The sequence below is a fragment of the Actinomadura sp. NPDC047616 genome, assembly GCF_040642915.1.
In the GTDB taxonomy this organism is placed as follows: Bacteria; Actinomycetota; Actinomycetes; order Streptosporangiales; family Streptosporangiaceae; genus Spirillospora; species Spirillospora miaoliensis.
On the sequence record NZ_JBEYTB010000001.1, the window covers coordinates 698,723 to 721,840 of the forward strand.

The 23,118-nt window shown below is 73.6% G+C and carries 25 protein-coding genes; 15 read left to right on the forward strand and 10 right to left on the reverse strand.

What is annotated here, in order from left to right; genetic code table 11:
- Positions 1–81: 81 nt before the first annotated feature.
- The 4 genes from ABZ801_RS03340 to ABZ801_RS03355 are packed head-to-tail and all read right to left on the reverse strand — an operon-like array spanning position 82 to position 2,739.
- Positions 82–1,101 carry an S-adenosylmethionine:tRNA ribosyltransferase-isomerase gene (locus ABZ801_RS03340; protein WP_360692085.1) on the reverse strand — a complete coding sequence of 340 codons (1,020 nt, stop codon included), beginning with the start codon at positions 1,099–1,101 and terminating at the stop codon, positions 82–84.
- The gene (locus tag ABZ801_RS03345; RefSeq protein WP_360692088.1) at positions 1,101–1,337 is read right to left on the reverse strand and encodes a hypothetical protein; all 237 of its coding nucleotides are present in this window, start codon (positions 1,335–1,337) and stop codon (positions 1,101–1,103) included. Before ABZ801_RS03345 ends, ABZ801_RS03340 begins: the two co-directional genes overlap by 1 nt.
- Positions 1,223–2,029 carry an MFS transporter gene (locus tag ABZ801_RS03350; RefSeq protein ID WP_360692091.1) on the reverse strand — a complete coding sequence of 269 codons (807 nt, stop codon included), beginning with the start codon at positions 2,027–2,029 and terminating at the stop codon, positions 1,223–1,225. The genes ABZ801_RS03345 and ABZ801_RS03350 overlap by 115 nt, the downstream gene beginning before the upstream one ends.
- Positions 2,026–2,739 carry an SDR family oxidoreductase gene (locus tag ABZ801_RS03355; protein WP_360692094.1) on the reverse strand — a complete coding sequence of 238 codons (714 nt, stop codon included), beginning with the start codon at positions 2,737–2,739 and terminating at the stop codon, positions 2,026–2,028. The genes ABZ801_RS03350 and ABZ801_RS03355 overlap by 4 nt, the downstream gene beginning before the upstream one ends.
- 132 nt (positions 2,740–2,871) lie before the next feature.
- Between ABZ801_RS03355 and ABZ801_RS03360 the strand changes: the two genes are divergently transcribed.
- The 5 genes from ABZ801_RS03360 to ABZ801_RS03380 all read left to right on the forward strand — a co-directional run bounded on the left by ABZ801_RS03360 (position 2,872) and on the right by ABZ801_RS03380 (position 7,700).
- Positions 2,872–4,092: a GAF domain-containing sensor histidine kinase gene (locus tag ABZ801_RS03360; protein WP_360692097.1), complete on the forward strand. Its 1,221-nt coding sequence runs from the start codon at positions 2,872–2,874 to the stop codon at positions 4,090–4,092.
- A 160-nt stretch (positions 4,093–4,252) separates the two neighbouring features.
- Entirely contained in the window at positions 4,253–4,948 is a 696-nt protein-coding gene (locus ABZ801_RS03365) for a response regulator transcription factor (RefSeq protein WP_344952896.1), read from the forward strand.
- Between the two features lie 38 nt (positions 4,949–4,986).
- A complete protein-coding gene (locus ABZ801_RS03370; RefSeq protein WP_344952898.1) occupies positions 4,987–5,775 on the forward strand; it encodes a protein phosphatase 2C domain-containing protein in 789 nt (262 codons plus the stop codon).
- A 666-nt stretch (positions 5,776–6,441) separates the two neighbouring features.
- A complete protein-coding gene (locus tag ABZ801_RS03375) occupies positions 6,442–6,891 on the forward strand; it encodes a DUF2752 domain-containing protein (protein ID WP_360692101.1) in 450 nt (149 codons plus the stop codon).
- A gap of 89 nt (positions 6,892–6,980) precedes the next feature.
- The gene (locus ABZ801_RS03380) at positions 6,981–7,700 is read left to right on the forward strand and encodes an RDD family protein (protein ID WP_360692104.1); all 720 of its coding nucleotides are present in this window, start codon (positions 6,981–6,983) and stop codon (positions 7,698–7,700) included.
- A gap of 85 nt (positions 7,701–7,785) precedes the next feature.
- Here the strand turns inward: ABZ801_RS03380 and ABZ801_RS03385 are convergent, their stop codons facing one another.
- Positions 7,786–8,601: a hypothetical protein gene (locus ABZ801_RS03385; protein WP_360692107.1), complete on the reverse strand. Its 816-nt coding sequence runs from the start codon at positions 8,599–8,601 to the stop codon at positions 7,786–7,788.
- A gap of 241 nt (positions 8,602–8,842) precedes the next feature.
- On the opposite strand from ABZ801_RS03385, the gene ABZ801_RS03390 reads away from it, so the two are divergent.
- Both ABZ801_RS03390 and ABZ801_RS03395 read left to right on the forward strand, forming a co-directional pair.
- A complete protein-coding gene (locus tag ABZ801_RS03390; protein WP_360692110.1) occupies positions 8,843–9,346 on the forward strand; it encodes a hypothetical protein in 504 nt (167 codons plus the stop codon).
- Positions 9,347–9,477: 131 nt separating this feature from the next.
- Entirely contained in the window at positions 9,478–10,026 is a 549-nt protein-coding gene (locus ABZ801_RS03395; protein WP_360692113.1) for a CHAP domain-containing protein, read from the forward strand.
- Between the two features lie 10 nt (positions 10,027–10,036).
- Here the strand turns inward: ABZ801_RS03395 and ABZ801_RS03400 are convergent, their stop codons facing one another.
- The 3 genes from ABZ801_RS03400 to ABZ801_RS03410 form a co-directional block, all read right to left on the reverse strand.
- The gene (locus tag ABZ801_RS03400) at positions 10,037–11,158 is read right to left on the reverse strand and encodes an NAD(P)/FAD-dependent oxidoreductase (protein WP_360692116.1); all 1,122 of its coding nucleotides are present in this window, start codon (positions 11,156–11,158) and stop codon (positions 10,037–10,039) included.
- Between the two features lie 115 nt (positions 11,159–11,273).
- Positions 11,274–11,564 (reverse strand): hypothetical protein, encoded by a 291-nt coding sequence (locus ABZ801_RS03405; protein WP_360692119.1) that lies wholly within the window; start codon positions 11,562–11,564, stop codon positions 11,274–11,276.
- Entirely contained in the window at positions 11,552–11,917 is a 366-nt protein-coding gene (locus ABZ801_RS03410) for a hypothetical protein (RefSeq protein ID WP_360692122.1), read from the reverse strand. Before ABZ801_RS03410 ends, ABZ801_RS03405 begins: the two co-directional genes overlap by 13 nt.
- A gap of 24 nt (positions 11,918–11,941) precedes the next feature.
- On the opposite strand from ABZ801_RS03410, the gene ABZ801_RS03415 reads away from it, so the two are divergent.
- The 4 genes from ABZ801_RS03415 (at position 11,942) to ABZ801_RS03430 (ending at position 14,507) form a co-directional block, all read left to right on the forward strand.
- The gene (locus tag ABZ801_RS03415) at positions 11,942–12,307 is read left to right on the forward strand and encodes a DUF1801 domain-containing protein (protein ID WP_360692125.1); all 366 of its coding nucleotides are present in this window, start codon (positions 11,942–11,944) and stop codon (positions 12,305–12,307) included.
- A gap of 237 nt (positions 12,308–12,544) precedes the next feature.
- Complete coding sequence (locus tag ABZ801_RS03420) at positions 12,545–13,333, forward strand: ABC transporter ATP-binding protein (RefSeq protein WP_360692128.1); 789 nt, start codon at positions 12,545–12,547, stop codon at positions 13,331–13,333.
- 85 nt (positions 13,334–13,418) lie between these two features.
- Positions 13,419–14,186, forward strand: a complete 768-nt coding sequence (locus tag ABZ801_RS03425) for a sulfite exporter TauE/SafE family protein (RefSeq protein ID WP_344952918.1) — start codon at positions 13,419–13,421, stop codon at positions 14,184–14,186.
- Positions 14,187–14,258: 72 nt separating this feature from the next.
- Positions 14,259–14,507, forward strand: a complete 249-nt coding sequence (locus ABZ801_RS03430) for a hypothetical protein (RefSeq protein ID WP_344952919.1) — start codon at positions 14,259–14,261, stop codon at positions 14,505–14,507.
- A gap of 27 nt (positions 14,508–14,534) precedes the next feature.
- Here the strand turns inward: ABZ801_RS03430 and ABZ801_RS03435 are convergent, their stop codons facing one another.
- Both ABZ801_RS03435 and ABZ801_RS03440 read right to left on the reverse strand, forming a co-directional pair.
- Positions 14,535–16,739, reverse strand: coding sequence for a cytochrome P450 (locus ABZ801_RS03435; RefSeq protein ID WP_360692132.1), 2,205 nt, complete (start codon positions 16,737–16,739; stop codon positions 14,535–14,537).
- Between the two features lie 62 nt (positions 16,740–16,801).
- Entirely contained in the window at positions 16,802–17,881 is a 1,080-nt protein-coding gene (locus ABZ801_RS03440) for an NAD(P)-dependent alcohol dehydrogenase (RefSeq protein ID WP_360692134.1), read from the reverse strand.
- A 75-nt stretch (positions 17,882–17,956) separates the two neighbouring features.
- Here ABZ801_RS03440 and ABZ801_RS03445 point away from each other — a divergent pair, with 75 nt between their 5' ends.
- The 4 genes from ABZ801_RS03445 to ABZ801_RS03460 all read left to right on the forward strand — a co-directional run bounded on the left by ABZ801_RS03445 (position 17,957) and on the right by ABZ801_RS03460 (position 23,117).
- The gene (locus ABZ801_RS03445) at positions 17,957–19,414 is read left to right on the forward strand and encodes an aldehyde dehydrogenase family protein (protein WP_360692137.1); all 1,458 of its coding nucleotides are present in this window, start codon (positions 17,957–17,959) and stop codon (positions 19,412–19,414) included.
- A gap of 163 nt (positions 19,415–19,577) precedes the next feature.
- The gene (locus ABZ801_RS03450; RefSeq protein ID WP_360692140.1) at positions 19,578–20,606 is read left to right on the forward strand and encodes a zinc-binding dehydrogenase; all 1,029 of its coding nucleotides are present in this window, start codon (positions 19,578–19,580) and stop codon (positions 20,604–20,606) included.
- Complete coding sequence (locus ABZ801_RS03455) at positions 20,603–22,039, forward strand: amidohydrolase family protein (protein WP_360692143.1); 1,437 nt, start codon at positions 20,603–20,605, stop codon at positions 22,037–22,039. The genes ABZ801_RS03450 and ABZ801_RS03455 overlap by 4 nt, the downstream gene beginning before the upstream one ends.
- Positions 22,026–23,117: a BMP family ABC transporter substrate-binding protein gene (locus ABZ801_RS03460; protein ID WP_360692146.1), complete on the forward strand. Its 1,092-nt coding sequence runs from the start codon at positions 22,026–22,028 to the stop codon at positions 23,115–23,117. The genes ABZ801_RS03455 and ABZ801_RS03460 overlap by 14 nt, the downstream gene beginning before the upstream one ends.
- Position 23,118: the final 1 nt, after the last annotated feature.

Below are 23,118 nucleotides of genomic sequence, written 5' to 3' on the forward strand. Positions count from 1 at the left end.
TGTTCACAACGGTACCGGCCGCGGCCCGGCCGCCGCGCGGGAGGTCCGCCATGCGGACACCCTTCCGGGGGCGCCGGTGTCTCAGGGGAGGATGAGGTGCACGTCCCCGAACTCGTGCCACAGATAGCCGTTGTCGAGAGCGGCCCGGTAGGCGGCGGCCAGGAGGCCGGGTCCGGCGATCGCGGTGAGCATCATCAGGTGGGACGACCTGGGTTCGTGGAGGCCGGTGAGGAGCCCGTCCACGGCCCGTACGCCGCCCTCCGGGGTCACGACGTGCTCGGTCCAGCCTCGGGAAGGCCGGACCCGGCCATGGGCGTCCACGGCCGTCTCCAGGGCGCGCACGACGGTCGTCCCGACGGCGATGACACGTCCGCCCTGGGCGCGTACGTGCTCGACCAGGGCGGCGGTCGCCTCGGGCACCTCGTAGCGTTCGGCGTACGGGGGTTCGTGTGCCTCCGGTGAGGCCACCCCCGTGTGGAGGGTGAGCGGCGCCAGGAGCACCCCACGGGACACGAGCGCGGTCACCAGTTCCGCGGTGAACGGGCGGGCCGCGCTGGGCATCTCCGCGCCTCCGTCGTCGCGGTCGTGGGCGAACACGGTCTGGTACGCGGCGGTGGGCCAGTCGCGGCGCACGTAGCCGTACCGGATGGGCACCCCGTGGCGGCGCAGGTACGGGACGACGTCGGTGCTCAGCCGGGCCGCCCACAGCCGGCCGGTGTGCCGCCGGACGAGCGTCAGCGTGGCGCCGCCCGGCATCGGGATCCATTCGCCCGGGCTGCCGCCGCCGTACGGGACGCTCGCCTTCCCCGAACGCCGCCGCAGCTCGACGAGCCACAGATCATCGTCGCCCGGCAGCGGTGTGGAGAAGTGCACGGCGAGCTTGTCCAGCCGCACGGCGGCGGGCAGCGTCGCCGAGGTGTTGACCACGAGCAGGTCGCCGGGGCCGAGCAGGCCGGGCAGCTCGCGGAACCGGTGGTGGCCGATCTCTCCGGTGGAGCGGCGGCCCACCAGCAGCCGCACGCCGTCGCGGGCCCGGCCGCGGGCCTCGGGCGGTTCGTGCGCCTCCAGCGCCGCCGGAAGCGTGAAGTCCAGGACCGACATCACCCGGCCTCCTTCGGGGGTGTGAGACGGAGCGCGGCGAGCACGCCCAGCGCGGCGATCGCGGCGACCAGCGCCCCGGCCACCGCCAGCCCCGGCCGGAGCCGGTCGGCGCCGAACCCGGTCACCAGCGCCCCCGCCAGGCCGACCACCAGGGACGAGCCGAGCGTGTCGGCGATCTGCAGCGACGAGGAGTTGACGCCCTGCTCCTCCTCGGGCGACAGCTCCAGCAGCAGCACGCTGAGGCTGCCGACGGACAGGGATTGCGGTTGGACGGCGCCGTACCGGGGGACGGGCGCACGTCGCGCAGCGCGGGCACCAGCATGATCACGGGCGGGACGACCAGCGGGATCATGCCGAGGAACACCCAGCGCCACCCCGCGTGCTCGGCGACCGCCCCGCCCAGCGCCGGGCCCAGCAGGGACGGCAGCACCCAGGCGGCCGACAGCGCCGCGAACACCCGGGGCCGCAGCGACTCGGGGTACACGCGGGCGATCAGCACGTACAGCGGGACCATCGCCAGGCCGCTGCCGACCCCCTGGACGGCGCGTCCGAGGACGAACACCCACATCGCCGTGGCGGACCCGGCGACGGCGAGCCCGGTCACGAACGTCACCAGCCCCACCATGAGCGGACGCACCGGGCCGGAACGGTCGGACCACCCGCCCGCCAGCACGATCGCGAACACACTGGCGATCAACGTGCCGCTGAACGCCCACGCGTACAGCGACAGGCCGTCCAGCTCCCGCGCCGTCATGGGCATGACCGTCCCGACCGCCATCTGCTCGAACGCCATCAACGTGACGACGAGGACGATGCCGAGCGTCGGCGTCCGGTACCGGCCGCCCAGCAGCCGCTCGGGCCGCCCGGCCACGGGGGCCGTCGCGACGTCGGGCGTGGTCGCGCCGCCGGGATCGACGGTCGTGGTCATCGCGTGCGTCCGTCCACCGCGGGCATCAGGTCGGCTGCGCGGAGGCGGCCGCTCCCGGGACGGTCCCCGACCAGGCGGCGCAGGGCCGCCGCCACATCCTCCGGCGGGGCGGCGGACGAGACGTCCTCGCCCGCGTCGCGCAGCATGCCGGTGCGCATCTCGCCGGGGTCCACCCACCACACCGCGATGCCGGGCTCCTCGGCGGCCAGCACGTTCGACAACTGCTCCAGCGCGGCCTTGGTGCTGCCGTAGCCGCCCCACGTCGGGTATCCCTCGACGGCCGCGTCCGAGGTGACGTTCAGCACCGCGCCGCGCCGTTCGCGCAGCGCCGGCAGCACGGCCTGGATCAGCGCCAGCGGCGCCAGCGTGTTGATCCGGAACGCCTCGGCCAGGTCGTCCAGCGGCTGGTCGGCCAGCCGCGGCAGCGGCACGGTGCCCAGCACGCTCGCGTTGTTGACCAGCAGGTCGAGCCCGCCCGCCGCGGCGGCGGCGCGGGCCAGCGCGGCCCGGTGCGCGGCGTCGCCGACGTCGCCGGCGATCGCGGCGACCGTCCCGGCGCCGAGCCCGGACAGCTCCGTGGCCGCGGCGGCGAGGGCGTCGCCGCCGCGCGCGTCGATGATCAGGTTCCAGCCGTCCCGGGCGAGCTCGCCGGCCAGCGCCCGGCCGAGCCCCCGGGAGGCCCCGGTGATGAGTGCCGTCTCGCGCGTCATGCCCCGACGGTAGGGACGCGGCGGCGCCCGGCACATCGGCCGCCGGGTCCGGTGCGGCCTGCGCACATGGTCCTAGGTCATTGGGCGCACAGGCCGATTCGGGACCGCCAGGTCAGAGAGTACGGTCTTCACGTGGGCGGCGACACGGCCGCGGACGGACGGGCGTCGGACGGGAAGCGGAGCGGACGGCGGATGGACGGCGGGCAGCGGGACTGCGGGGACCCGGGCGCGACCCTGCACGCGGTCAGCTCCGCCGTGCTCGCCGTCACCCGGCACCTGTCCGTGCACGAGGTGCTGCAGGTGATCGTGCGGGCCGCGGCGCAGCTGCTGGACGCCCGCTACGCCGCCCTGGGCGTGCCCGACGACCGGGGCTCGTTCGCCGAGTTCGTCGTCGAGGGCGTGTCCGACGAGCGGTGGGAGAAGATCGGCCCGCTGCCCCGCCAGCACGGCATGCTCGCCGCGATGCTGCGCGACAACGAGCCCAAGCGGCTGGCCGACATCCGCCGCGAGCCGGAGTTCGAGGGCTGGCCCGCCGCCCACCCGGTGCTCAAGGACTTCCTCGGCGTCCCCATCCGCGACGGCGACGACGTGCTCGGCATCCTGTTCCTGGCCAACAGGCGCCGCCCCGGCGGGTTCACCCGGGCCGACGAGGACCTGCTCACCCTGTTCGCCGCGCACGCCGCCATCGCCATGGCCAACGCGCGGCTCTACGAGCACAACCGCGAGCTGACCGTCGTCGCCGAACGCAACCGGCTCGCCCGGGAACTGCACGACGCGGTCGCCCAGAAGCTGTTCTCGCTGCGGCTGACCGCGCAGGCCGCCGCCGCGCTGGCCGAACGCGACCCCGCCCGCACCGTCCGCGAGCTGGCCGAGGTGGAGCGGCTGGCCGCCGACGCGCTCGCCGAGCTGCGCGCGGTGATCTTCGAGCTGCGGCCCGCCGACCTGGCCGACGGCCTGGCCGCCTCGCTGCGCAAGCACGTGGAGGTCCTCGACCGCGCCTACGACACCGACGTGCGCCTCACCGTGGACGGCGCCGTCGTGCTGCCCGAGGAGCACGAGGCCGTCGTGTTCCGCATCGCGCAGGAGGCCCTCCACAACGCGCTGCGCCACGCCTCCGCCCGCACCGTGCGGGTCCGGCTCGGCGCGCTGGACGGCGGCGTCGTGCTGGAGGTCGCCGACGACGGCACCGGCTTCGACCCCGGCGCCGCGTCCGCCAAGAGCGGCGGCGGCGAGCCGCACGGCGGGCTCGGCCTGGCCTCCATGCGCGACCGGGCGTGCTCGATCGGCGGCACGCTCACCATCGACGCCGCGCCCGGGACGGGCACGGTCGTGCGCCTGGAGGTGCCGCTGTGAGAACGTCGGCGGACACCATCCGCGCGGCCGTTCGCCCGAAGCCGAGCGTGCGGCCCGCCGGGCGGGATAGAACGACTGTGACGACGGACGTGACGAGCGACACTGGGAGCGTGCCATGCGCGGGGCGCGACGAGCCGGGGCGCGGTGAGCGGGGGGCGCCGTGATCAGGGTGCTGATCGCCGACGACCACCCGGTGGTCCGGCAGGGGCTGCGCACCTTCCTGGGCGTCCAGGACGACATCGAGGTCGTCGGGGAGGCCGGGGACGGCGCGGCGGCGGTGCGGCTGGCCGAGACGCTGCGGCCCGATATCGTGCTGCTGGACCTGAAGATGCCCGGTGCCGGCGGACTGGCGGCGCTGACCGAGCTGCGCGCCCGTGGGGTGACGGCCCGGGTGCTGGTGCTGACGAGCGTCACCGAACGCGAACACGTCCTCCCGGCTGTACAGGCGGGGGCGGCTGGGTATCTCTACAAGGATGTCGATCCGCGGGCGCTCGTCCAGGCGATCAGAGCGGTGCACGACGGGCACGTCCTGTTCGCGCCCGACGCCGCCGAGGCGGTGCTCGCGGGCCGGACATCGCGGCCGGGGCCGGCGCCGCACGCCGGGCCCGCCGCGGACGCAGAGCGCGGCCGCGCCGCGCTGACCGAACGGGAACGGGAGGTGCTGGTGCAGATCGCGCGGGGCAGGTCCAACCGGGAGATCGCCCGCGCGCTCATGGTCTCCGAGAAGACGGTCAAGACGCACGTCAGTAATCTGCTCATGAAACTGGGAGTGCAGGATCGGACGCAGGCGGCGCTCTACGCCGTCCGGCACGGCATCGACTCCCCCGGTGCGGCCGGGGAAGAGGCCGGCGGCTGATACAACTCCTCTGACAGGATCGTCATCGAAATATCAGTATGGACGCAATAATCAAGTACGCAGCAGGCAGCGACATCGGGTGCAGCCGGGAGAACAACGAGGACTCCGGGTACGCCGGCGCGCGGTTGATCGCGGTCGCCGACGGCATGGGCGGCTATGCCGGCGGCGAGGTGGCCAGCTCCACCGTCATCGGCTCGCTGCGCTCGCTGGACACCGACGCCCATATTGACGATCTTGTCGAGGCGCTGGGCCGGGCGGTCGCCGAGGCCAACGAGAAGCTGCGGATCGTGCGCGAGGAGCGGCCCGACCTCAGCCGCATGGGCACCACGCTGACCGCCATGCTCTGGCAGGGGCAGACGGTGGCGCTGGCCCACATCGGCGACTCGCGCGGCTACCTGCTGCGCGACGGCGAGCTGTTCCAGATCACCAAGGACCACACCATGGAGGAGCTGCTCAAGGCCGAGGCCGAGCAGCAGGGCGGCTCCCCCGACCAGGCCGAGTCGTCCCGGCTGGCGCACGTGCTGTACCGGGTGCTGGACGGCCGGGAGGACCGCGAGCCCGACCTGCAGCTGCGCGAGTCCCGGCTGGGCGACCGCTACCTGCTGTGCTCGGACGGGCTGAGCAACGTGGTCGACCCGCAGACGATCTACGAGGTGCTGACGGCCGAGCCCGAGCCCGGCCGGGCCATCGAGGCGCTGGTCCGGCTGGCCCGCGAGGGCGGCGGCCCGGACAACATCACCGCCGTGATCGCCGACGTCGTCGAGATCGACCACGTCACCGAGGAGCAGCACGGACCCCTCACCGTCGGCGCGGCCGCCCACGCCTGACCCGGCCGTCGACCGAGGGCCGCACCCGCGGCCGTCCATGCGCGGCTGCCCGACCACCCTGCCGGGCGGCCGTCCGAACACCCCGCGTTCCGTCCTGCCGTTCCGGTGGGCGCCCCCAGGCCCACCGCCTGCCCGGACGCGCCGCGCTCGTCGTCATTCCTCGCCCACGTGCGTCGCGTTGAGCGCCCGTATGTCTTGCGCCCGCCGGCCTTGTGAATTCTTTTTTGGACGTTCCGTCTCGCTGGCACGCGCCCACGGAGGGCCGTTGGAGGCGCCGTGCCGGTCGGGTTCGGCGACGCCTCTCGTTCACCCGGCGTTCTGTTCGCGCTGGGCGCCGTGTTCATGTGATTGGTGCAGTGACCTGCGGGATTAGTCGCCGTCCCGCCGCCTTCGCCTGTGTGAGGTTGCTCTCTTCGCGCGCCGGGTCGTCAGGGCTCGCGACGCGGTCCTGAGGCGTTCGGGTGTGGCGTCCGCATACCAGAACCGAACGAGCTTCAGGAGAAAGTTGGGGCGTGTGGTGACTGGTTTGTCCTACCCTTTCATCCGGGGCGGCATCGGTCACGATTGAGGTAACGGTCCGGCTGCGGATCGTTGTCGCGTCTTGACCGGCCTCGGGGTGTTCCCTGTATACGGGTCACCGGACCAGTCATCGAGGCGGAGGATTCGTTGGGGGGAGAGTCCGAGGCGACGGCTGCCGGTGCACAGCGAGGTGCGCTTGGTGGCCTGGTCGGCCGGATTCTCGCCGCGGCGCGGTACGGCCCACGCGGGGTGGTGCTGCGCGTCTCGGCGATGGCCGTCGCGGCCGTCGGCGTGGCGTGGATCCACCGTGTCAACGATCCCGGCGTGCTCTGCCCCCTCCGGGCGCTCACCGGAATCCCCTGTCCCCTGTGCGGTGGCACGACCGTGTTCATCGAGCTGGGTTCGGGCCGCCCGGTCGCGGCGCTGCTGGCGAACCCGGTGGCGCTCACGGGCGCGGCCGGACTCGCCCTCGCGCCGCTGGGACTCGGGCGCCGGTGGTGGGCGCTCGCGCCGAGCACTCGCACCTGGGTGCTCGGGATCGCCCTCGTGGGGTCGGAGCTGTGGCAACTCGCCCGGTTCGGTCTCCTGCGGGTCTGAGTCGCCGTCAGGAACGTCGCCAGACTTGCGGAGCCCTCCGAGTCCGGCGGGCGTCACATAACCACAGGGTCAATCAATAAGGAGCAAGTGTGGGTAACCCCTACGACCCGTACGGTCAGCAGCCGGGCTACGGTCAGCAGCCAGGCTACGGTCAGCCCCCGGCCCAGCCCGGGTACGGCCAGCCGCCCGCGCAGCCCGGCTACGGGCAGCAGCCCCCCGCCCAGCCCGGCTACGGGCAGCAGCCCCCGGCCCAGCCGGGTTACGCCCAGCCGGCCGCGCAGCCGGGTTACGGCCAGCCCGCCGCGCAGCCCGCCGGGTACGGGCAGCCTCCGGCCGCCGGCCAGCCCGGCTACCAGGAGGTGCACCACCACTACTACGGCTCCAGCGGCCAGCTCGCCACCTGGGGCTCCCGGTTCGCCGCCCGGCTGATCGACGCGCTGATCATCGGTGTGCCGCTGGGTGTGCTGTACCTGCTGGGCGCGATCCTCGGCGCCGCCGGGGACGCCGCCGCGGTCCTCGGCTTCCTGCTCATCCTGCTCGGGTACGTGGCGGCGTTCGCGGCCGCCATGTGGCTGTGCTACCAGGAGGGCACCACCGGCCAGACCATCGGCAAGCGCCAGATGGGCATCAAGCTGGTCAGCGCGCAGACGGGCCAGCCGGTCGGCTTCGGCTGGGCGTTCCTGCGGCAGCTGTGCCACGGCACCATCGACGGCTGGGTCTGCTACCTGGGCTTCCTGTGGCCGCTGTGGGACGAGAAGCGCCAGACCTTCGGCGACAAGATCTGCAGCACCTACGTCGTGCGCAGCTGACGCCTTCCCTCCACGACGGGGCATCCGCCACCGCGGGTGCCCCGTTCGCCTGTTCAGGGGCGTTCAGGGCCGGTCAAGGGCCCGTTCAGGGGACGGGGTCGAAAGAGCTGTTGCAGGCGGCCACCATGGCGCGGCGGACCGCCCGGTCGAGCATGCGCAGCGCCTCGCCGCGCCGCCGCATCTGCTCGGCGGTCAGCCCGCGGTCGTCCAGGCGCCGCGCCAGGTCGACCACCAGCGACAGCCGCCCGGCCAGCGCCGCCACCCGGTGCGCGCGCTGCGGGTAGCCCGGGGCCAGCGGATGGTCGTCCGGCCCCGGCTCGCGCAGGTCGGCCAGCGCGTCGGCGATCTCGGGCGGGACGGTGCCGGACGCGGCGTCGTCCACCGTCAGCAGCACCTCCGTCGCGTCCCGCATCGCCAGCAGCAACTGCCGGTCGGCCTCGGCCAGCGACGGGACGTCGGGCGTGCCGGTCGCCGCGTCCCGCGCCTGCCACCGCACCCCGACGTAGGACGAGCCGCGCCGGTCCTCGGCCGGGATCAGGCCCACCGCGCGGTCCGGCAGCACGGCGATGACGGCGGCCCGGGCGTCCAGCGCCGCCCGGTTGAAGTCGGGCGGGCCGGTCAGCCCCAGCGGGTCGCCCGGCGCGGGCAGCGCGACCCGCAGCGCCGCCAGGCCCGCGACGCGCAGTTCGCCCAGCCCGGCCCGCAGGGGCAGATCCCGCTCGGCGCCGCCGGTGCCGGGCACGCCGCCGCCGACGATCTGCGGCCCGGCCGTCTTCTCCACCGCGTCGACCGCCTCGTCCAGGCCGACGTGCCCGGTCAGCCACGCGTTGCCCCAGGCGACCAGCGCGGTCGCCACGCCTCCAAGCCCGTTCATCGCGCCCCGCCGAGCCCCTGCATACATGCAGACCACCATAAGTGCTCGAATTCGCCTAGGTTCTCGATCCGGCGACCCGGGCGGGCTCGGGCCGACGGGGCGGCGCGCTGACCCAGCGCGCTCGCGCGGATGCTCAGCGCCTCGCGCGCCCGGCGGCGGAACGAGCATGGACGGTGGTACGTCCCAGGACCATGAGATCGCGGGCGTACGCCGAGCCATCGCCTGCCGGCGGCTTCACCCGCGCCCACGTTCCGGACGAGGAGGGGCCATGCCGCGGTCGCCCGCCAACGGTGACAACGCCCGGATGCCCGCACGGGAAGCGTCGCCGAGCAGAGAACGGCTGGTCTTCCTCGCCGAGTGCGTCTTCGCGATCGCCTTGACGGGTGGCATGTTCCTGGTGGTCTGGGGCCTGGTCGGGGGTATCGACTCGGGATGCGACTACCGCGTGAACTCGCGCGGGAATACTGTGTGCGGGGTGCCTGCCGAGGCGACGGCTGATTTTCTCGCGGCCATGGGCGGGTTCTTCCTGCTGGCGTTCTTCGGGTCAGTGCTGTTCGTCATGCGGGCCATGGCGAGTTGGCACTGGTGGCCTTCCTTCGGCGTAGCCGTGGGCGCGTTGCTGGCCTTGTCGGTCTTCGGGGTCGACGGCTTTGTGAACGGCTACACGGGCGGCTTCAAGGTCATGCTGTGCGTGGCGCCGGTGGTCGCCGTGATCGTGCCGTGGTTCGCCCGCCGCGCCGGCAACAAGGCGGCCACCGGAAACCGCCCGTGAATTCACGGCCGCGCCCCCGGCACGCCGAGCCCCCCGCTGCTCGACGACTCCTCGGCGGCGGCTAGCGTGATCACTTGACGGGCCCCCGAATGCGGTGTCCCATACACCCCCCGATTTTCCAGGAGAGCACCATGCGTTTGATGATCGTGGCGGCCGTCGCCGTCGCGGCGACCGCCGGCCTTCCTCCGGTCGCCGCGTCCGCCGCTCCCTCGTCGGTTTCCCGCGAATCCGTGCAGACCGCCGGCACTTCCGTGGAGCAGAGCGCCGCGTGCACGAAACCCTGTAACCGTAAGATCACGGACGACTACCCGTACAAGAAGCGCATCGGTAAGGTCGATCCCTACAATTTCTGGGCCGGTCAGTGCACCTCCTTCGCGGCATGGCGGATCAACGACCGGCTCAAGCTGAAGTTCCACAACAACTACAAGGGGGTCAACTGGGGAGACGCCAAGACCTGGGACGACGCCGCCAAAAAGGTCAGGCTGAAGGTGGACCGCACGCCGAAGGTCGGCAATATCGCCGTGTGGAACGACGGCAGGTTCGGCCACGTGGCCTATGTGGCCAGGGTCGACGGCTCGAAGATCGTGGTCGAGGAGTACAACAAGAGCAAGCGCGAGGCCTACAGCGAGCGCACGATCAGTCGCAACGACCCGGACAACTACATCCACTTCCCCTTCTAGGGGTTCTGCGTCATCCCTGTACTTGCAGCCGGTTGCTGACGCTGCGGTGGAGGGCGGTGACGGCGCGGGTCGACAGCCGGGACGACGCCGGGGCCATGCGCATTGATCGTTCGCTCTGGAACAAGGTCCGTGGGCCGGTGAAGGCCACGGCCTGGGTGGCGAACAGCGAGGCCCGCGCGGCCCGCCTGCGGCGGTCGCGTTCGTAGGTCCGCAGTGCCGTCTCCGGGGCGGCGGCGGTCAGGGAGCGCGACAGCACCCAGACGTCCTCCAGCACCTGGTTCGCGCCCAGTGCGAGGATCGGGGGCATTCCGTGTGCCGCGTCGCCCAGCAGCGTGCACCGGCCCTTCCCCCAGCTGCGCCGTATCTTGAGCCGGTGGTGGGGCCACGCCTTCAGGTCGACCCCGGACAGCGCGTCGAGCAGTTCGGGGACGGGGGAGGCCCAGTCCCCGTACCGCCGCCTCAGCATCTCCAAGGGCTTGCCGTGGGGCTTGGGCGGTGGCCACGGGAGGTCGATCAGCCATTGCGCCAGGCCGTCACCGGCGGGGCTGAGCCCGACGTCGCCGGCCCGGCCGACCATCATGATGCCGCGTGTGCCCAGGTCGACCGGGGCGGGGATCAGGCCCTGGTAGCTGGCCACGCCTGTGCACGGCGGCTCGTTGTCGCCCCACAGCGCGGCGCGGACTCGGGAACGCACGCCGTCCGCGCCGATGAGCAGGTCCCCGGTGTGGACGGCGCCGTCCTGCGTCCAGACCCGCACCTCGGAGCCGTCGTCCTTGAAGCGGCCGAAGCGGCTGCCGAACCGGATCGTGCCGTCTGGCAGGCCCCGGGCCAGCCGCACCACCAGCGAGCCGCGCGGGATGACCAGCGCCCCGAGCTCAACCGTCGAGACCTCCGACACCACGTGACCGGCCGCGGTTCGCGCCTCGATGGCGGTGAGGCGCTGGCCCACTCCGTCGAGGTCGACGCCGAGGTCGGCCAGGACGGTGGGCCCGCCGCCCCACAGGGTGATGGCGCCGCCGGCCGCGCGCAGCTCGGGTGCGCTTTCCAGCACCGTCACCTCATGGCCGTCGGCGAGCAGCGCCCGAGCCGCCGCCAGCCCGCCGATCCCCGCCCCCACGATGAGCACCCGCATCCCGCACCTCCACGACGCTGTGTAGTACTACGAGTTGTAGAGCAAGCGGCCAAGATCCACAAGGCCCAACCGGGGCGACCTCGGAGGAGACCCGGTCAGTCGCCGCGGACGGCCGTCAGGGTGTAGCCGCCGCCCTGCGGTCGAGGGTTCTCGTGGCCTGTTTGAACAGGTATTCGGCGCGTTCGTAGGACAGGCGGCGACGGCCCGTCCGCGGGCACAGGTCGGCCGGTGCCGGTGTGCGGGACGCGGCGGGACGGCGGTCGGAGAGGAACACCGGGCCCCGGGTGCGGCCGGCCGGCAGGTCGGGCAGGAGCCGGGCCGTCCGCGAGCGCCAGGTCACCCACCGGCCGTCCGCCCGGGCCCGGCGGTCCTCCAGGTCCAGGTCCTCCACGTTCAGGGACAGCACGGTCCAGCGACCTGGTCGGCGGTGACGGACGGCAGCGGCGTCTGCTCGCCCAGGGCCCGGCACAGGCGCCGCAGCGTCTGGGCGTAGGAGCGCAGGGTCTGGGCGTCCAGATCATCGCGCTCCAGGAACCGCGTGACGGTCTGCCCGAGGGTGGGGCCCGGCGGGCCGGTGCCGGCGATCTCCTCCGCGCGGCGGCGCAGGAAAGCCCGCTCGGCGGCGTTGCCGGTGAGGGACGCGGCGCGAAGGAACTCCAGCCGTGCCTCCTGGCCGCGTCCCAGCCGCCGCAGCAGACTCGCCGCCCGCTGCCGCCGCGGCCTGTGACGCCCCCCGACCCGCATCTCCCCGAACGCCACCACCCAAGACGAGAGGACATCGCCATGGCCAAGTTCGCCACTGTCGAGCAGTACGTCGCCTCCCTGCCCGAGGCGCAGCGCGAGATCGCCGACAGGCTCCTGCCGCTCATCGAGAAGGTCCTGCCCGGCGCCGGTGCGGTCTGGCACGGTCACCCGGTGTGGAGCCTGGGGGACAAGCCCGGCCGGTCCCCGGTCTGCCTGGTCAAGGCCTACTCCGCGCACGTCACCTTCGGGCTGTGGCGGGGCCGGGAGGTCACCGACCCGTCCGGCCGTCTGGAGTCCGGCAGCCGCACCATGGCCGCGGTCAAGCTCCGCACCCTGGACGACATCGACGAAGAGCTGTTCACCGGCTGGCTGCACCAGGCGCGCGACCTGGAGACCGCCGGCTGACCTGGGCCGACGACCACACCCGACGCAGCGCTCGCTCAGGGTGGAGCCCCGCCTCCCCCTGAGCGGGCGCTCACACGTGCGGGTGCGTTGTGAGCGGACGCCTGCGGTGGGTGATTCGTCTGAGTTGCGGTGTTCGTCACGGGACGTGGGAGCGGTGGGCGTGCTGCTCCCGGGGTGGTGGGAAATCGCATAGGTTCATTCCGACGGACGGAGCGAGTTGTGGGATACGGGCAGGCGATGACCGACGAGGTACTGCACCTGCGCGCGGTGGGGGTCCGGCGGGAGGGTGCCGACCTGCTGCGCGAGCTGTCGTGGACGGTGAACGAGGACGAACGGTGGGTGGTCGTCGGTCCCAACGGCGCGGGGAAGACGACGCTTCTGCAGGTCGCCGCGGCGCTGCTGTATCCGACGACGGGTGCGGTGCGGGTGCTGGGCGAGGAGCTGGGCCGTACCGACGTGTTCGAGCTGCGGCCGCGGATCGGCATCGCCAGCGCGGCGGTGGCGGAGAAGGTGCCGCCGGACGAGAGCGTCATCGACGTGGTGCTGACCGGCTCGTACGCGATCCTGGGGCGCTGGCGGGAGGAGTACGACTCCACCGACGTGACGCGGGCCGTGGCGCTGCTGGAGGCGCTGGGGTGCGCCGACCTGCTCCGCCGCAGGTTCGGCACGCTGTCGGAGGGCGAGCGCAAGCGGGTGCAGATCGCCCGCGCCCTGATGCCCGACCCCGAGCTGCTGCTGCTGGACGAGCCCGCCGCCGGGCTCGACCTCGGCGCCCGTGAGGATCTGGTCGACCGGCTCGGGCGTCTCGCCGACGATCCCGGCGCCCCCACGATGGTGCTGGTCACCCATCACGTGGAGGAGGTCCCGGAGGGCTTCACCCACGCACTGCTGCTGCGCACGGGCGAGGCCGTGGCGCAGGGCAAGGTGGACGAGGTGTTCACCCCCGAGCACCTGTCGGACTGCTTCGGCCTTCCGCTGACGGTGGAGCGGCGCGACGGGCGCTGGTACGCGCGGACGGTGCGCTAGCGCCACCCCCGTGCACGGACGGTGAACCGGCGATCCCTACCATCGTGGGGCGATTAGCGACGCGCCGAAATGGGTGGGGACGAACGTGAACATTCTGGACGCGGCCGCCGTCTTCGCAGCGGGGGTCGCCGCAGGGGGCATCAACACCATCGTCGGGTCGGGCTCCCTGTTGACGTTCCCCACCCTGGTGGCGCTCGGGTATCCGCCGGTGGTGGCGAACGTGTCCAACAACCTCGGCCTGGTGCCGGGCAACGCGTCCGGCGTCTACGGGTACCGGCACGAGCTGAAGGGGCAGCGCGAGCGGCTGCTGCGGCTGGGGGCGGCGTCGCTGGTCGGGGGGCTGGCGGGCGCGCTGCTGCTGCTCACCCTGCCCGCCGAGGCGTTCAAGATCATCGTACCGGGTCTGATCGGGATCGCGGTCGTGCTGGTGATCGTCCAGCCGAGGTTGCAGAAGTGGACGCTGGCGCGGCGCGAGGAGCATTCGTCGCACGGCGGCGCCTGGCTGTGGCTGGGCGTGCTGGGCGCGGGCATGTACGGCGGCTACTTCGGCGCGGCGCAGGGCGTCATCCTGATCGCGATGCTGGCCATCGCGCTGGACGATGATCTGCAGTCCCTGAACGCCACCAAGAACGTGCTGGCGACGGTGGTCAACGCCACGGCCGCGCTGCTGTTCGTGCTGATGTGGGCGGTCGGGGCCACCGACGTGAGCTGGTGGGCGGTGCTGCTGATCGCGCTGGGCTCGTCGCTGGGCGGGCTGCTGGGCGCCAAGCTGGGGCGGCGGATCCCGCCGGCGGTGCTGCGCGGGGTGATCGTCGCCGTGGGCGTCCTGGCCATCGTGAACCTGCTGGCCTGAGCGCCTCCGGCAAGGGTTGTGCGTGTTTCGTCCGGGTATATATCGAATACACGTTCGAACCGGAGGGCGCGCATGAAGGGCGACAGGGTCGAGATCGTGATCGACGTCGGCGGGGAGGGGACGCGGACGTACGAGGTCGTCGCCACCCGCGCCGGCCGCCGGGTGGAGATCAGCAACCGGCGCGGGGTGGTGGAGGTCAGCGAGGTGACCCGGACCGGAGGGCCGGTCCGGACGGCGCGGTTCATGGCGAGCAGGGTGCTGGCGCTGGTCGAGCATCCGGTGCTGGACGAGGAGGGACGCCGCCCCCGCGACCCGCAGTGATCCGAACCCGGTCAGGTGGCCGCGTCGTCAGAGGTCGAGCACCAGGCGAGACGAGGCGCACCGGCCGACGCAGATCATCATCGTCCGGCCCGCCGCGCGTTCCTCCGGTGTGAGCAGCGAGTCGCGGTGCTCGGGCTCGCCGCCCAGCACGCGCGTCTCGCAGGCGCCGCAGTACCCCTTCTCACAGTCGTACGACAGGCCCGGCACGGCCTCCCGGACGACCTCGATGAGCCGGCGGTCGGCGGGCACCCGCAGCGTGCGGCCCGTGCGCGCCAGGTGCACCTCGAACTCTGTGTTGCGGGACGGGTCGAACGGCACCTCGGGCACGTCGTCGCCGGTGAAGCGCTCGACGTGCAGCCGGTCGGACAGGCCCAGGCCGGCGCAGGCGCGTTCGGCGGCGGCGATCATGCCGGCCGGCCCGCAGCAGTACACGGCGGTGCCCGGCCCGACACCGGCCAGGACCGCGCGCAGGTCGGGGACGCCCTGCTCGTCCTGCGGGACGAGCCGCAGCCGGTCGCCCGCGAGCGCGGCGAGTTCGTCGCGGAACGCCATCGACGTGCGCGTCCGTCCGCCGTACACCACGCGCAGGTCCGCGTTGCGGGAGACGGCCTCCCGCACCATGGCCAGGATCGGCGTGACGCCGATGCCGCCCGCCAGGAACAGGTAGTCGTCGGCGGCCACGAGCGGGAAGTGGTTGCGGGGGCCGCGCACGCGCAGCGTCACGCCGGGCGCGGCGAGCGCGTGCAGTTCCTCCGAGCCACCGCGGCCGCCGGTCTCGCGCAGCACCGCGACGCGGTAGTGCGCGCGGTCGGCCGGGTCGCCGCACAGCGAGTACTGCCGGACGCGCCCGGACGGCAGCCGGAACTCCAGGTGCGCGCCGGGACGCCACGCGGGCGGCTCGGCGCCGCCGGGGTGGGCGAGGGTGAGCGCGACGACGTCGTCGGCGGCGCGTTCGACCGAGGTCACGACCATGTCGAACGTCGTGCCGAGCGCGGGCGCCGGGGCGACGGCCGCCGACCCGGCGCGCACGCCGGGCGTGAACACGGCCGGGATCGCGTCCCAGCCGGTCTGGTTGCCGCTGGTCGGGTAGCCGATCAGGCCGTCCTCCAGCACGCGGAAGTCCGGCAGCCGGGTCAGCACCTGTGTGATCATCTCGCGGAACATGGCGCGGGCCAGGTGGGCGCCCGCGCAGCGGTGCGTGCCGATGCCGAAGCTGAGGTGCCGGGACGCGTCGCGGTCGAGCCGCACCCGCTCGGGGTCGGGGAAGACGGCCGGGTCGTGGTTGGCGGCCACCCACGGGATCAGCACGCGCTCCCCGGCGCGCACCGGGCAGCCGCCGATCTCGGCGTCGGTGAGCGCGGTGCGGGCCATGGACTGGGACGGCGCGAACGCCCGCAGGAACTCCTCGGTCGCCGTCTCCAGCAGGTCGGGCGACTCGGTCAGCCGCCGCCGCTGGTCCGGGTGGCGGCTCAGGTGCACCAGCACCGACCCGGTGAGCGAGGTGGTGGTGTCGACGCCGCCCGCGATCAGCAGCCCGATGACGGAGACCAGCTCGTCCTCGGCGAACGGCTCGCCGTCGTCCGGACGGCGCGCGGCGGCCAGCACCCCCACGGCGTCGTCCTTCGGTTCCGCGCGGCGCGCGCGCACCAGTTCGCGGATGCGCCGCTCCATGTAGGCGAGGCCGCGTGCGCCGCGTTGCGCGCGTTCGCTGTCCGGGGGTGCGGCGAAGATGTCGTGGATCGGGCCGACGAGCCTGGCCCAGTCCTCCTCGGGGAACCCGAGCCAGTCCAGGGTGACGGCGGCGGGCACCGGGTTGGTCAGGTCGCGGACGAAGTCGGCCGAGCCCTGCTCGACGAACGCGTCGATGACGCGGGTGACGTGCCGGGCGATCATCGGGCGGAGGCCGTCCACCGCGTCCGGGGTGAGCAGCGGGTTGATCAGGTCGCGGTACGGGGCCGACGCGGGCGGGTCCAGCTCGATCGGGTACTGCGCCAGGCCCGGTCCGCTCGGGATGACGATGGCGACGCCGTCCACGCCCGTGGCCTCGCGCGTGGACGAGAACGTCGCGTCGTCCCGGGCGACGCGGACGACGTCGGCGTACCGCGTCGTGTAGACGAAGCCCCCGTGCGCCGGCGTGCGGCCGACCGGGCAGCGGTCGCGGAACGCCGCGTAGTAGGCGACGGGATCGGCGGTGCACTCGGCCGAGTGGTGGTCGAAATGTCCCTGTGTCATTGCGCTGACTCCCGATGCGCAGTGCGTGCGCGCGGTGTTCCCCGGCCGCGCCACCGGGTGTCTCAGAAGGTCAGGACGGCCTTGCCGACCGTGCCGTGCCGCGCCGCGTCCACGGCCTCGTCGAACCGGTCGAACGGGAAGCGGGTGACGAGCCGGTCGACGGGGAAGCGCCCGGCGGCGTGCAGGTCGAGCAGCTTTGGCAGGAAGACCTGGGGCATCGAGCCGCCCGCGATGATGCCGGTGACGGTGCGGCCGTTCAGGACGCTGCGCCAGTCGAAGCTCATCTCCGGGCTCGGGCCGACGCCGACCACCCCGCACCGGCCGAGCGGGGCGAGCGCCTCGACGGCGGTGCGCAGCACGTCCGCGCGGCCCGTGGTGTCGATGGCGAAGTCGAAGCCGTCCGGGGCGATGGACCGCAGCGCGTCGGCGGCGCCGTCACCGGCCGGGACGGCGTGGGTGGCGCCGAGCGCGGTGGCGGTGTCCAGCCGGGCCGGGTTGAGGTCCACCGCCGCGACGACCGAGCAGCCGCTGAGCACGGCGGCGGCGACGGAGGCGGCCCCGACCGCGCCCGCGCCGAACACCGCCAGCGAGGACCCGGGACCGGGACGCAGCACGTTGAGCACCGCGCCCGCGCCGGTCTGGAAGCCGCAGCCGAACGGCCCGGCGACGGTCAGGTCCACGTCCTTGCCGATCGGCACCACCGCGCGGGCGGGCGCCACCACGTGGTCGGCGAACGAGGACTGCCCCAGGAAATGCGAGTTGATCTCGGTGCCGTCCAGCGACACGGCCGACGAACCGTCGGGGCGGCGGCCGCTGAAGTTGACCGCGTCGAAGTGCGCGCAGTAGGCGGGCGCGCCGGTCAGGCACTGGCGGCATCGCCCGCAGGAGTGGAACGTCATCGCGACGTGGTCGCCGGGGGAGACGGAGGTGACCCGTTCGCCGACCTCTTCCACGACGCCCGCGCCCTCGTGGCCGAGCACGGCGGGAGTGCCGAAGAATGTCGCGAATTCCAGGTCGGTGGCGCAGATCCCCACGCTGGTCACGCGGACCAGGACCTCGTCGGGACGGGGGCCGTGCAGTTCCACGTCCCGTAGGGCGAAGGGCCCGCCGGGGGAGTGGAGAACGGCGGCGGTGACGCGCATGCGCCCTCCCGAGTAATTTCACAAAGAGATATGGCATCTTGACATGTGGGATATTGCCGGTCAAGGATTTCCGGTATGTCCGAACTCGAAATTCCGGTCTCCCGGCTGCTCATGGACGGGGAGTGGACACCGGCCCGCGACAAGGGCGAACTGCCGGTTCTCGACCCGGCCACCGGGCAGACCATCCAGCCGGTCGCCCTCGGCACGGGCGCCGACGTCGGCGACGCCGTGGCCGCCGCCCGCCGCGCCTTCCCGGCCTGGGCCGCCACCTCGCCGTCCGAACGCGGCGCCCTGCTGGCCCGCTGGGCGCGGCTGGTCGGCCAGTACGTCGAGGACCTCGCCCGCTACGAGGCGCAGGACGTCGGCAAGCCGCTGTCGGGCGGCCGGACGAACATCTTCATCGCGCGCGGCATCATCGAGTACTTCGCCGGCGCCGCCGACAAGCTCACGGGCGTCACGCTGCCCACCCGCACGCCCGGCTACCTCGGCTACACCGTCCCCGAGCCGTACGGGGTGTGCGCGGCCGTGATCCCGTGGAACGTCCCGGCCGTGCTGACCGCCGCGAACGTCGCGCCCGCGCTCGCCGCCGGGAACACCGTCGTGCTCAAGCCGTCCGAGGTCGCGCCGCTCGCCCCGCTGGCGCTGGCCGGGCTGGCGCGCGAGGCCGGTTTCCCGCCGGGCGTGCTCAACGTCGTCACCGGGCTCGGCGCGGACGCCGGCGCCGCGCTGACCGCGCACCCGGACGTCGACCACATCAGCTTCGTGGGCTCGACCGCCACCGGCCGCGCGGTGATGCGCGCCGCGTCGGCCAACCTCGTCCCCGTCAAGCTGGAACTCGGCGGCAAGTCGCCGAACGTGGTGTTCGCCGACGCCGACCTGGACACCGCGATCCCCGCCATCGTCCAGTCCATCACCGAGAACGCCGGGCAGAACTGCTACGCGGGCTCGCGGCTGCTGGTCGAGGAGGCGATCCGGGACGAGGTGGTGGAGCGCGTCGCCGAGGGCATGCGCGCCGTCCGCCTCGGCTGCTGGGACCAGGACCTCGACATGGGGCCGCTGGTGAACGAGCCCCAGTACCGGCGCGTGCTCGGCTTCCTGGACGACGCGAAACGCGAGGGTGCGCGCGTGGTGACCGGCGGCGGGCCGGCCGAGCTGACCCCGAACGGCCTGTTCGTCCAGCCGACCGCTTTCGACAAGGTGTCGCCGGACATGCGGATCGTCCGCGAGGAGGTGTTCGGCCCGGTGCTGGCCGTGCAGGGCTTCTCGGGCACGCGCGAGGCGGTCGAGCTGATGAACGCCACCGACTTCGGGCTGCTGGCCTGCGTGTGGACGAACGACGTGTCGCGGGCGCTGCACGTCGCGGGGCAGGCGCGCGCCGGGCAGGTCGCGGTCAACCAGTTCCACGACGCGGGCGTCATCGGCTTCCCCTTCAACATGCAGAAGGACAGCGGCTTCAGCCGTGGCGGCGGGTACGGGGCGCTGCGCGAGTACACCCAGGAGAAGGCCGTCGCCGTCCGCCTGCTCGACCGCTGACCCATCCGCGTGACCTGCGCTCAACTGCTGTTACCTGCGGGTTGCCGGTGCGGCCAGTTTCCCCCGGGGTGTTGACAGGGGCCCGGCGCGCGGTTCACAGTTGCCTCACATTGTGAGTCGGTGGTTCGCAATGCGAGATGAGACCCGAGCGGTCGGAGGCACGGTGAGAGCGCTGGTGCAGACCGGGTTCGGCGGCCCCGAGGTGGTCACGCCGCGGCAGGTCCCCGACCCCGAACCGGGACCGGGCGACGTGGTGGTCAGGGTGCGGACCTGCGCCCTCAACCGGCTCGACATCCTGCAGCGGCGCGGCCCGGCCGTGCTGCCGGGCTTCCGCCTCCCGCACATCGCCGGGATGGACGTCGCCGGGCACGTCGCCGCCGTCGGCGACCGGGTGCGCGGCCACGCCCCCGGCGACCGCGTGGTCATCGACCCGACGCTCGGCTGCGGCGACTGCCCGTCCTGCCGCGCCGGCCGGCCCGGACACTGCCCGGCGCTGCGCGTCGTCGGCGGCAACGTCGCGGGCGGCTTCGCCGAGTACGTGGCGGTGCCCGCCCGCGTCGTCCACCGCGTCCCCGGCCACGTGGGGTTGGCCGACGCCGCCGCCCTGCCGTCCGCGTGGAGCACCGCCTGGCGCGCCACGTTCGGCGTCGGCGAGGTGTCCGCCGGGGACGTCGTCGTGGTGCAGGCCGCCGCGAGCGCGGTGAGCATCGCCGCCTTGCAACTGGCCAAACGCGCCGGCGCGCACGTCGTGGCGGTCGCGGGCAGCGACGCCAAGCTGACCCTCGCCGCCGACCTGGGCGCCGACGTGACCGTGCGCAACGACGCCGACGTGGCCGCCGCCGTACGGCGCTTCACCGACGGACGCGGCGCCGACGTCGCCCTCGACCACGTGGGCGCCGCGACCTGGCGCGCGTCCATCGACTGCCTGCGCACCGGCGGCCGCCTGGTGATGTTCGGCAACACCGGCGGCGACCAGGTCACCTTCTCCCTCTCGGAGATCTACCACCGGGGGCTGCGGCTGCTGGGCTCGGGCGCCTACACCGAGGCCGACTTCGCCGCGATGCTCGACGCCTTCTTCGCGGGCGGACTGCGCGTCCCGCTCGCCGCCGAGTACGACCTGACCGACCTGCCCGCCGCGTTCGCCGCCGCCGAGTCCCGCGCCACCGTCGGCAAAGTGCTGGTCCGCCCGTGACCGCCGCCGAGCTGCTGGTCGCGGGCGGGACGGTGGTGACGATGGCCGAGGACCGGCGGGTCGTCACCGACGCGACGATCGCGGTCGCCAACGGCCGGATCGTCGCCCTCGGAGCCGACGACGACGTGCGCGCACACCACCCGGCGCAGGCGGAGATCGACGCGCGCGGATGCGTCGTCATCCCCGGGCTGGTGAACGCGCACCAGCACAGCACCGTCGACCCGCTGATCCGCAGCATCATCCCCGACGACCTGGACTCCCGGCAGGCCATCTTCGACTGGGCGGTGCCGCTGCACGCGCGGGTCACCGGCGACGACGACGAGCTGGCGGCCACCCTGACCGCCGTCGACTGCCTCACCCGGGGCGTCACCACCGTGCTCGACGCGGGCACCGTCGCCCACCCCGAACGGGTCGCCGCCGCGTTCCTCAGGACGGGGATCCGCGGACGCGTCGGCGGCTGGGGCTGGGACGCGCCCGGCGTCCCCCACACGCTGCCCGCCGCCGAGGCCCTCGCCCGGCAGGAGGACATCGTCCGGGCGCTGCCCGCGGACGGCCCGGTGACCGGCTGGGTCGCACTCGTCGGGCACGACCTGGTGAGCGACGAGCTGTTCACCGGCGCCGCCGAGCTGGCCGAACGCCTCGGCGTCGGCGTCACCTGGCACATGTCGCCCGGCCCCGGCGACGCCGAGTCCTACCTGCGGCGCACCGGCGAACGTCCCCTCGTCCACCTGCGCGGGCTCGGCGTGCTCGGCCCCCGGCTGCTGCTCGGCCACGCGGTGTGGCTGGACGACGCCGAAGTCGAGGCCGTGCTCGCCACCCGCACCGCCGTCGCGTCCTGCCCCGCCGCCTACCTGCGGCTGCGCCAGGGCTACACGCGCGCCGGGCGGCACGGCGAACTGGTACGGCGCGGTGGCCGCGTCGCGCTCGGCTGCGACTCCCACAACGCCGCCGACGCACCCGACGTCCTGCGCGCCGCCGCGTTGCTGGCCGGACTGGAGAACGACCGGGGCACGTGGCCGATCCGCGCCGACGAGGCGTTCGCGCTCGCCACCCGCCGCGGCGCCGAGGCGGCCGGCCTCGGCGGCACGGCCGGGTCGCTGGAGGTCGGCAAGGCCGCCGACCTGGTCGTCCTCGACGCCCGCGGCCCCGCCTGGACGCCGCCGGGCGACCTGGCCACCCACCTGGTGTGGGGCGCACCCACGCACACCGTCCGCGACGTGGTGGTCGACGGGAAGGTCGTCGTGCGCGACCGTGAGGTCACCACCGTCGACGTCCACGCCCTCCGCCACGAGGCGGCCCGGCTGTCCGCCGGACTGCTGCGCCGCGCCGGCCTGCGGATCCCGCACCGCTGGCCGGTGGTCGCCGCCGTCCCCTCCCCTCCCCGTCCTCCCTCCCCGCCCGACCGAAAGGATCCCCGTGGTGGAACACCGTAGAGCGGCACGGCTCGCGGGCGCGGCGCTCGCCTGTACCGCGATGCTGTCCCTGGCCGCGTGCGCCGAATCCGACGTCACCGCCGACAAGAGCACCGGCGGCGCCACCGCCGCGGGCGGCGGCACCGTCCCGCCCGGAGAGCCCGACCTCAACGGCGACGGCAAGGTCGTCATCGGCGTGCTCAGCCCCGGCGACATCAACGACAAGGGCTACTACCAGAGCTTCGTGGACGGCGCCGACGCGTTCGCCAAGTCCAAGGGGTGGACGGTCATCAAGCGGGGCAGCGTCCCGACCACCGAGGCGCTGAACGCGGCCCGCGCGCTGTGCCAGCAGAAGGTCGACATGGTGGCGCTCGGCGCGTCCGAGCTCAAGGACGCCATCCCCGCCTCCGAGGAGGCCGCCTGCGCCAAGACCGCCTGGTACGTGCCCACGTCCGGCAACATCCAGCAGACCCCCAAGATCATGCTGTCGACCGACGACCCGAACCAGAGCATCCTGACCGCCGGGTACGCCGCCGGGATCCTCATGCAGTCGCGCGGCGCGACCAAGGCCGCGTTCGTCACCGGCGCGCAGGCCGACTTCACCGAGGCGGCGGCCAAGGCGTTCAAGGCGGGCATCCGCACCGTGCTGCCGGACGCGACCGTCACCACCACCTACACCGGCGACCTGAACGACTCGGCCAAGGCCAAGGAGGCGGTGCAGGCGCAGATCGACCAGGGCACCCAGGTCGTCTACCCCTACCTGGGCGGCTCCACGGACGCGGCGACCGCGCTCGCCAACACCAAGAAGCTGATCACGCTCACTCCGGGCACCGACCGGTGCGCCTCCACCGCCCCGAAGTTCGACGTGTCGGTCATCTTCAGTCCCGGCGACTACTTCACCGAGGCGCTCAAGCAGTTCGCCGACGGCAGGCTGGCGATGGGCGTGGAGAAGGTGTGGACGGTCGGCAAGGACCCGTACCCGACCGTCAGGCTGTGCGGCGGCACCGCCGAGCAGAAGCAGAAGCTCGACGCCTTCATGAAGGACATCGGCGACAAGAAGATCGACCCGGCCGAGCAGGTGCGGCGGCTGGGGGCCTGAC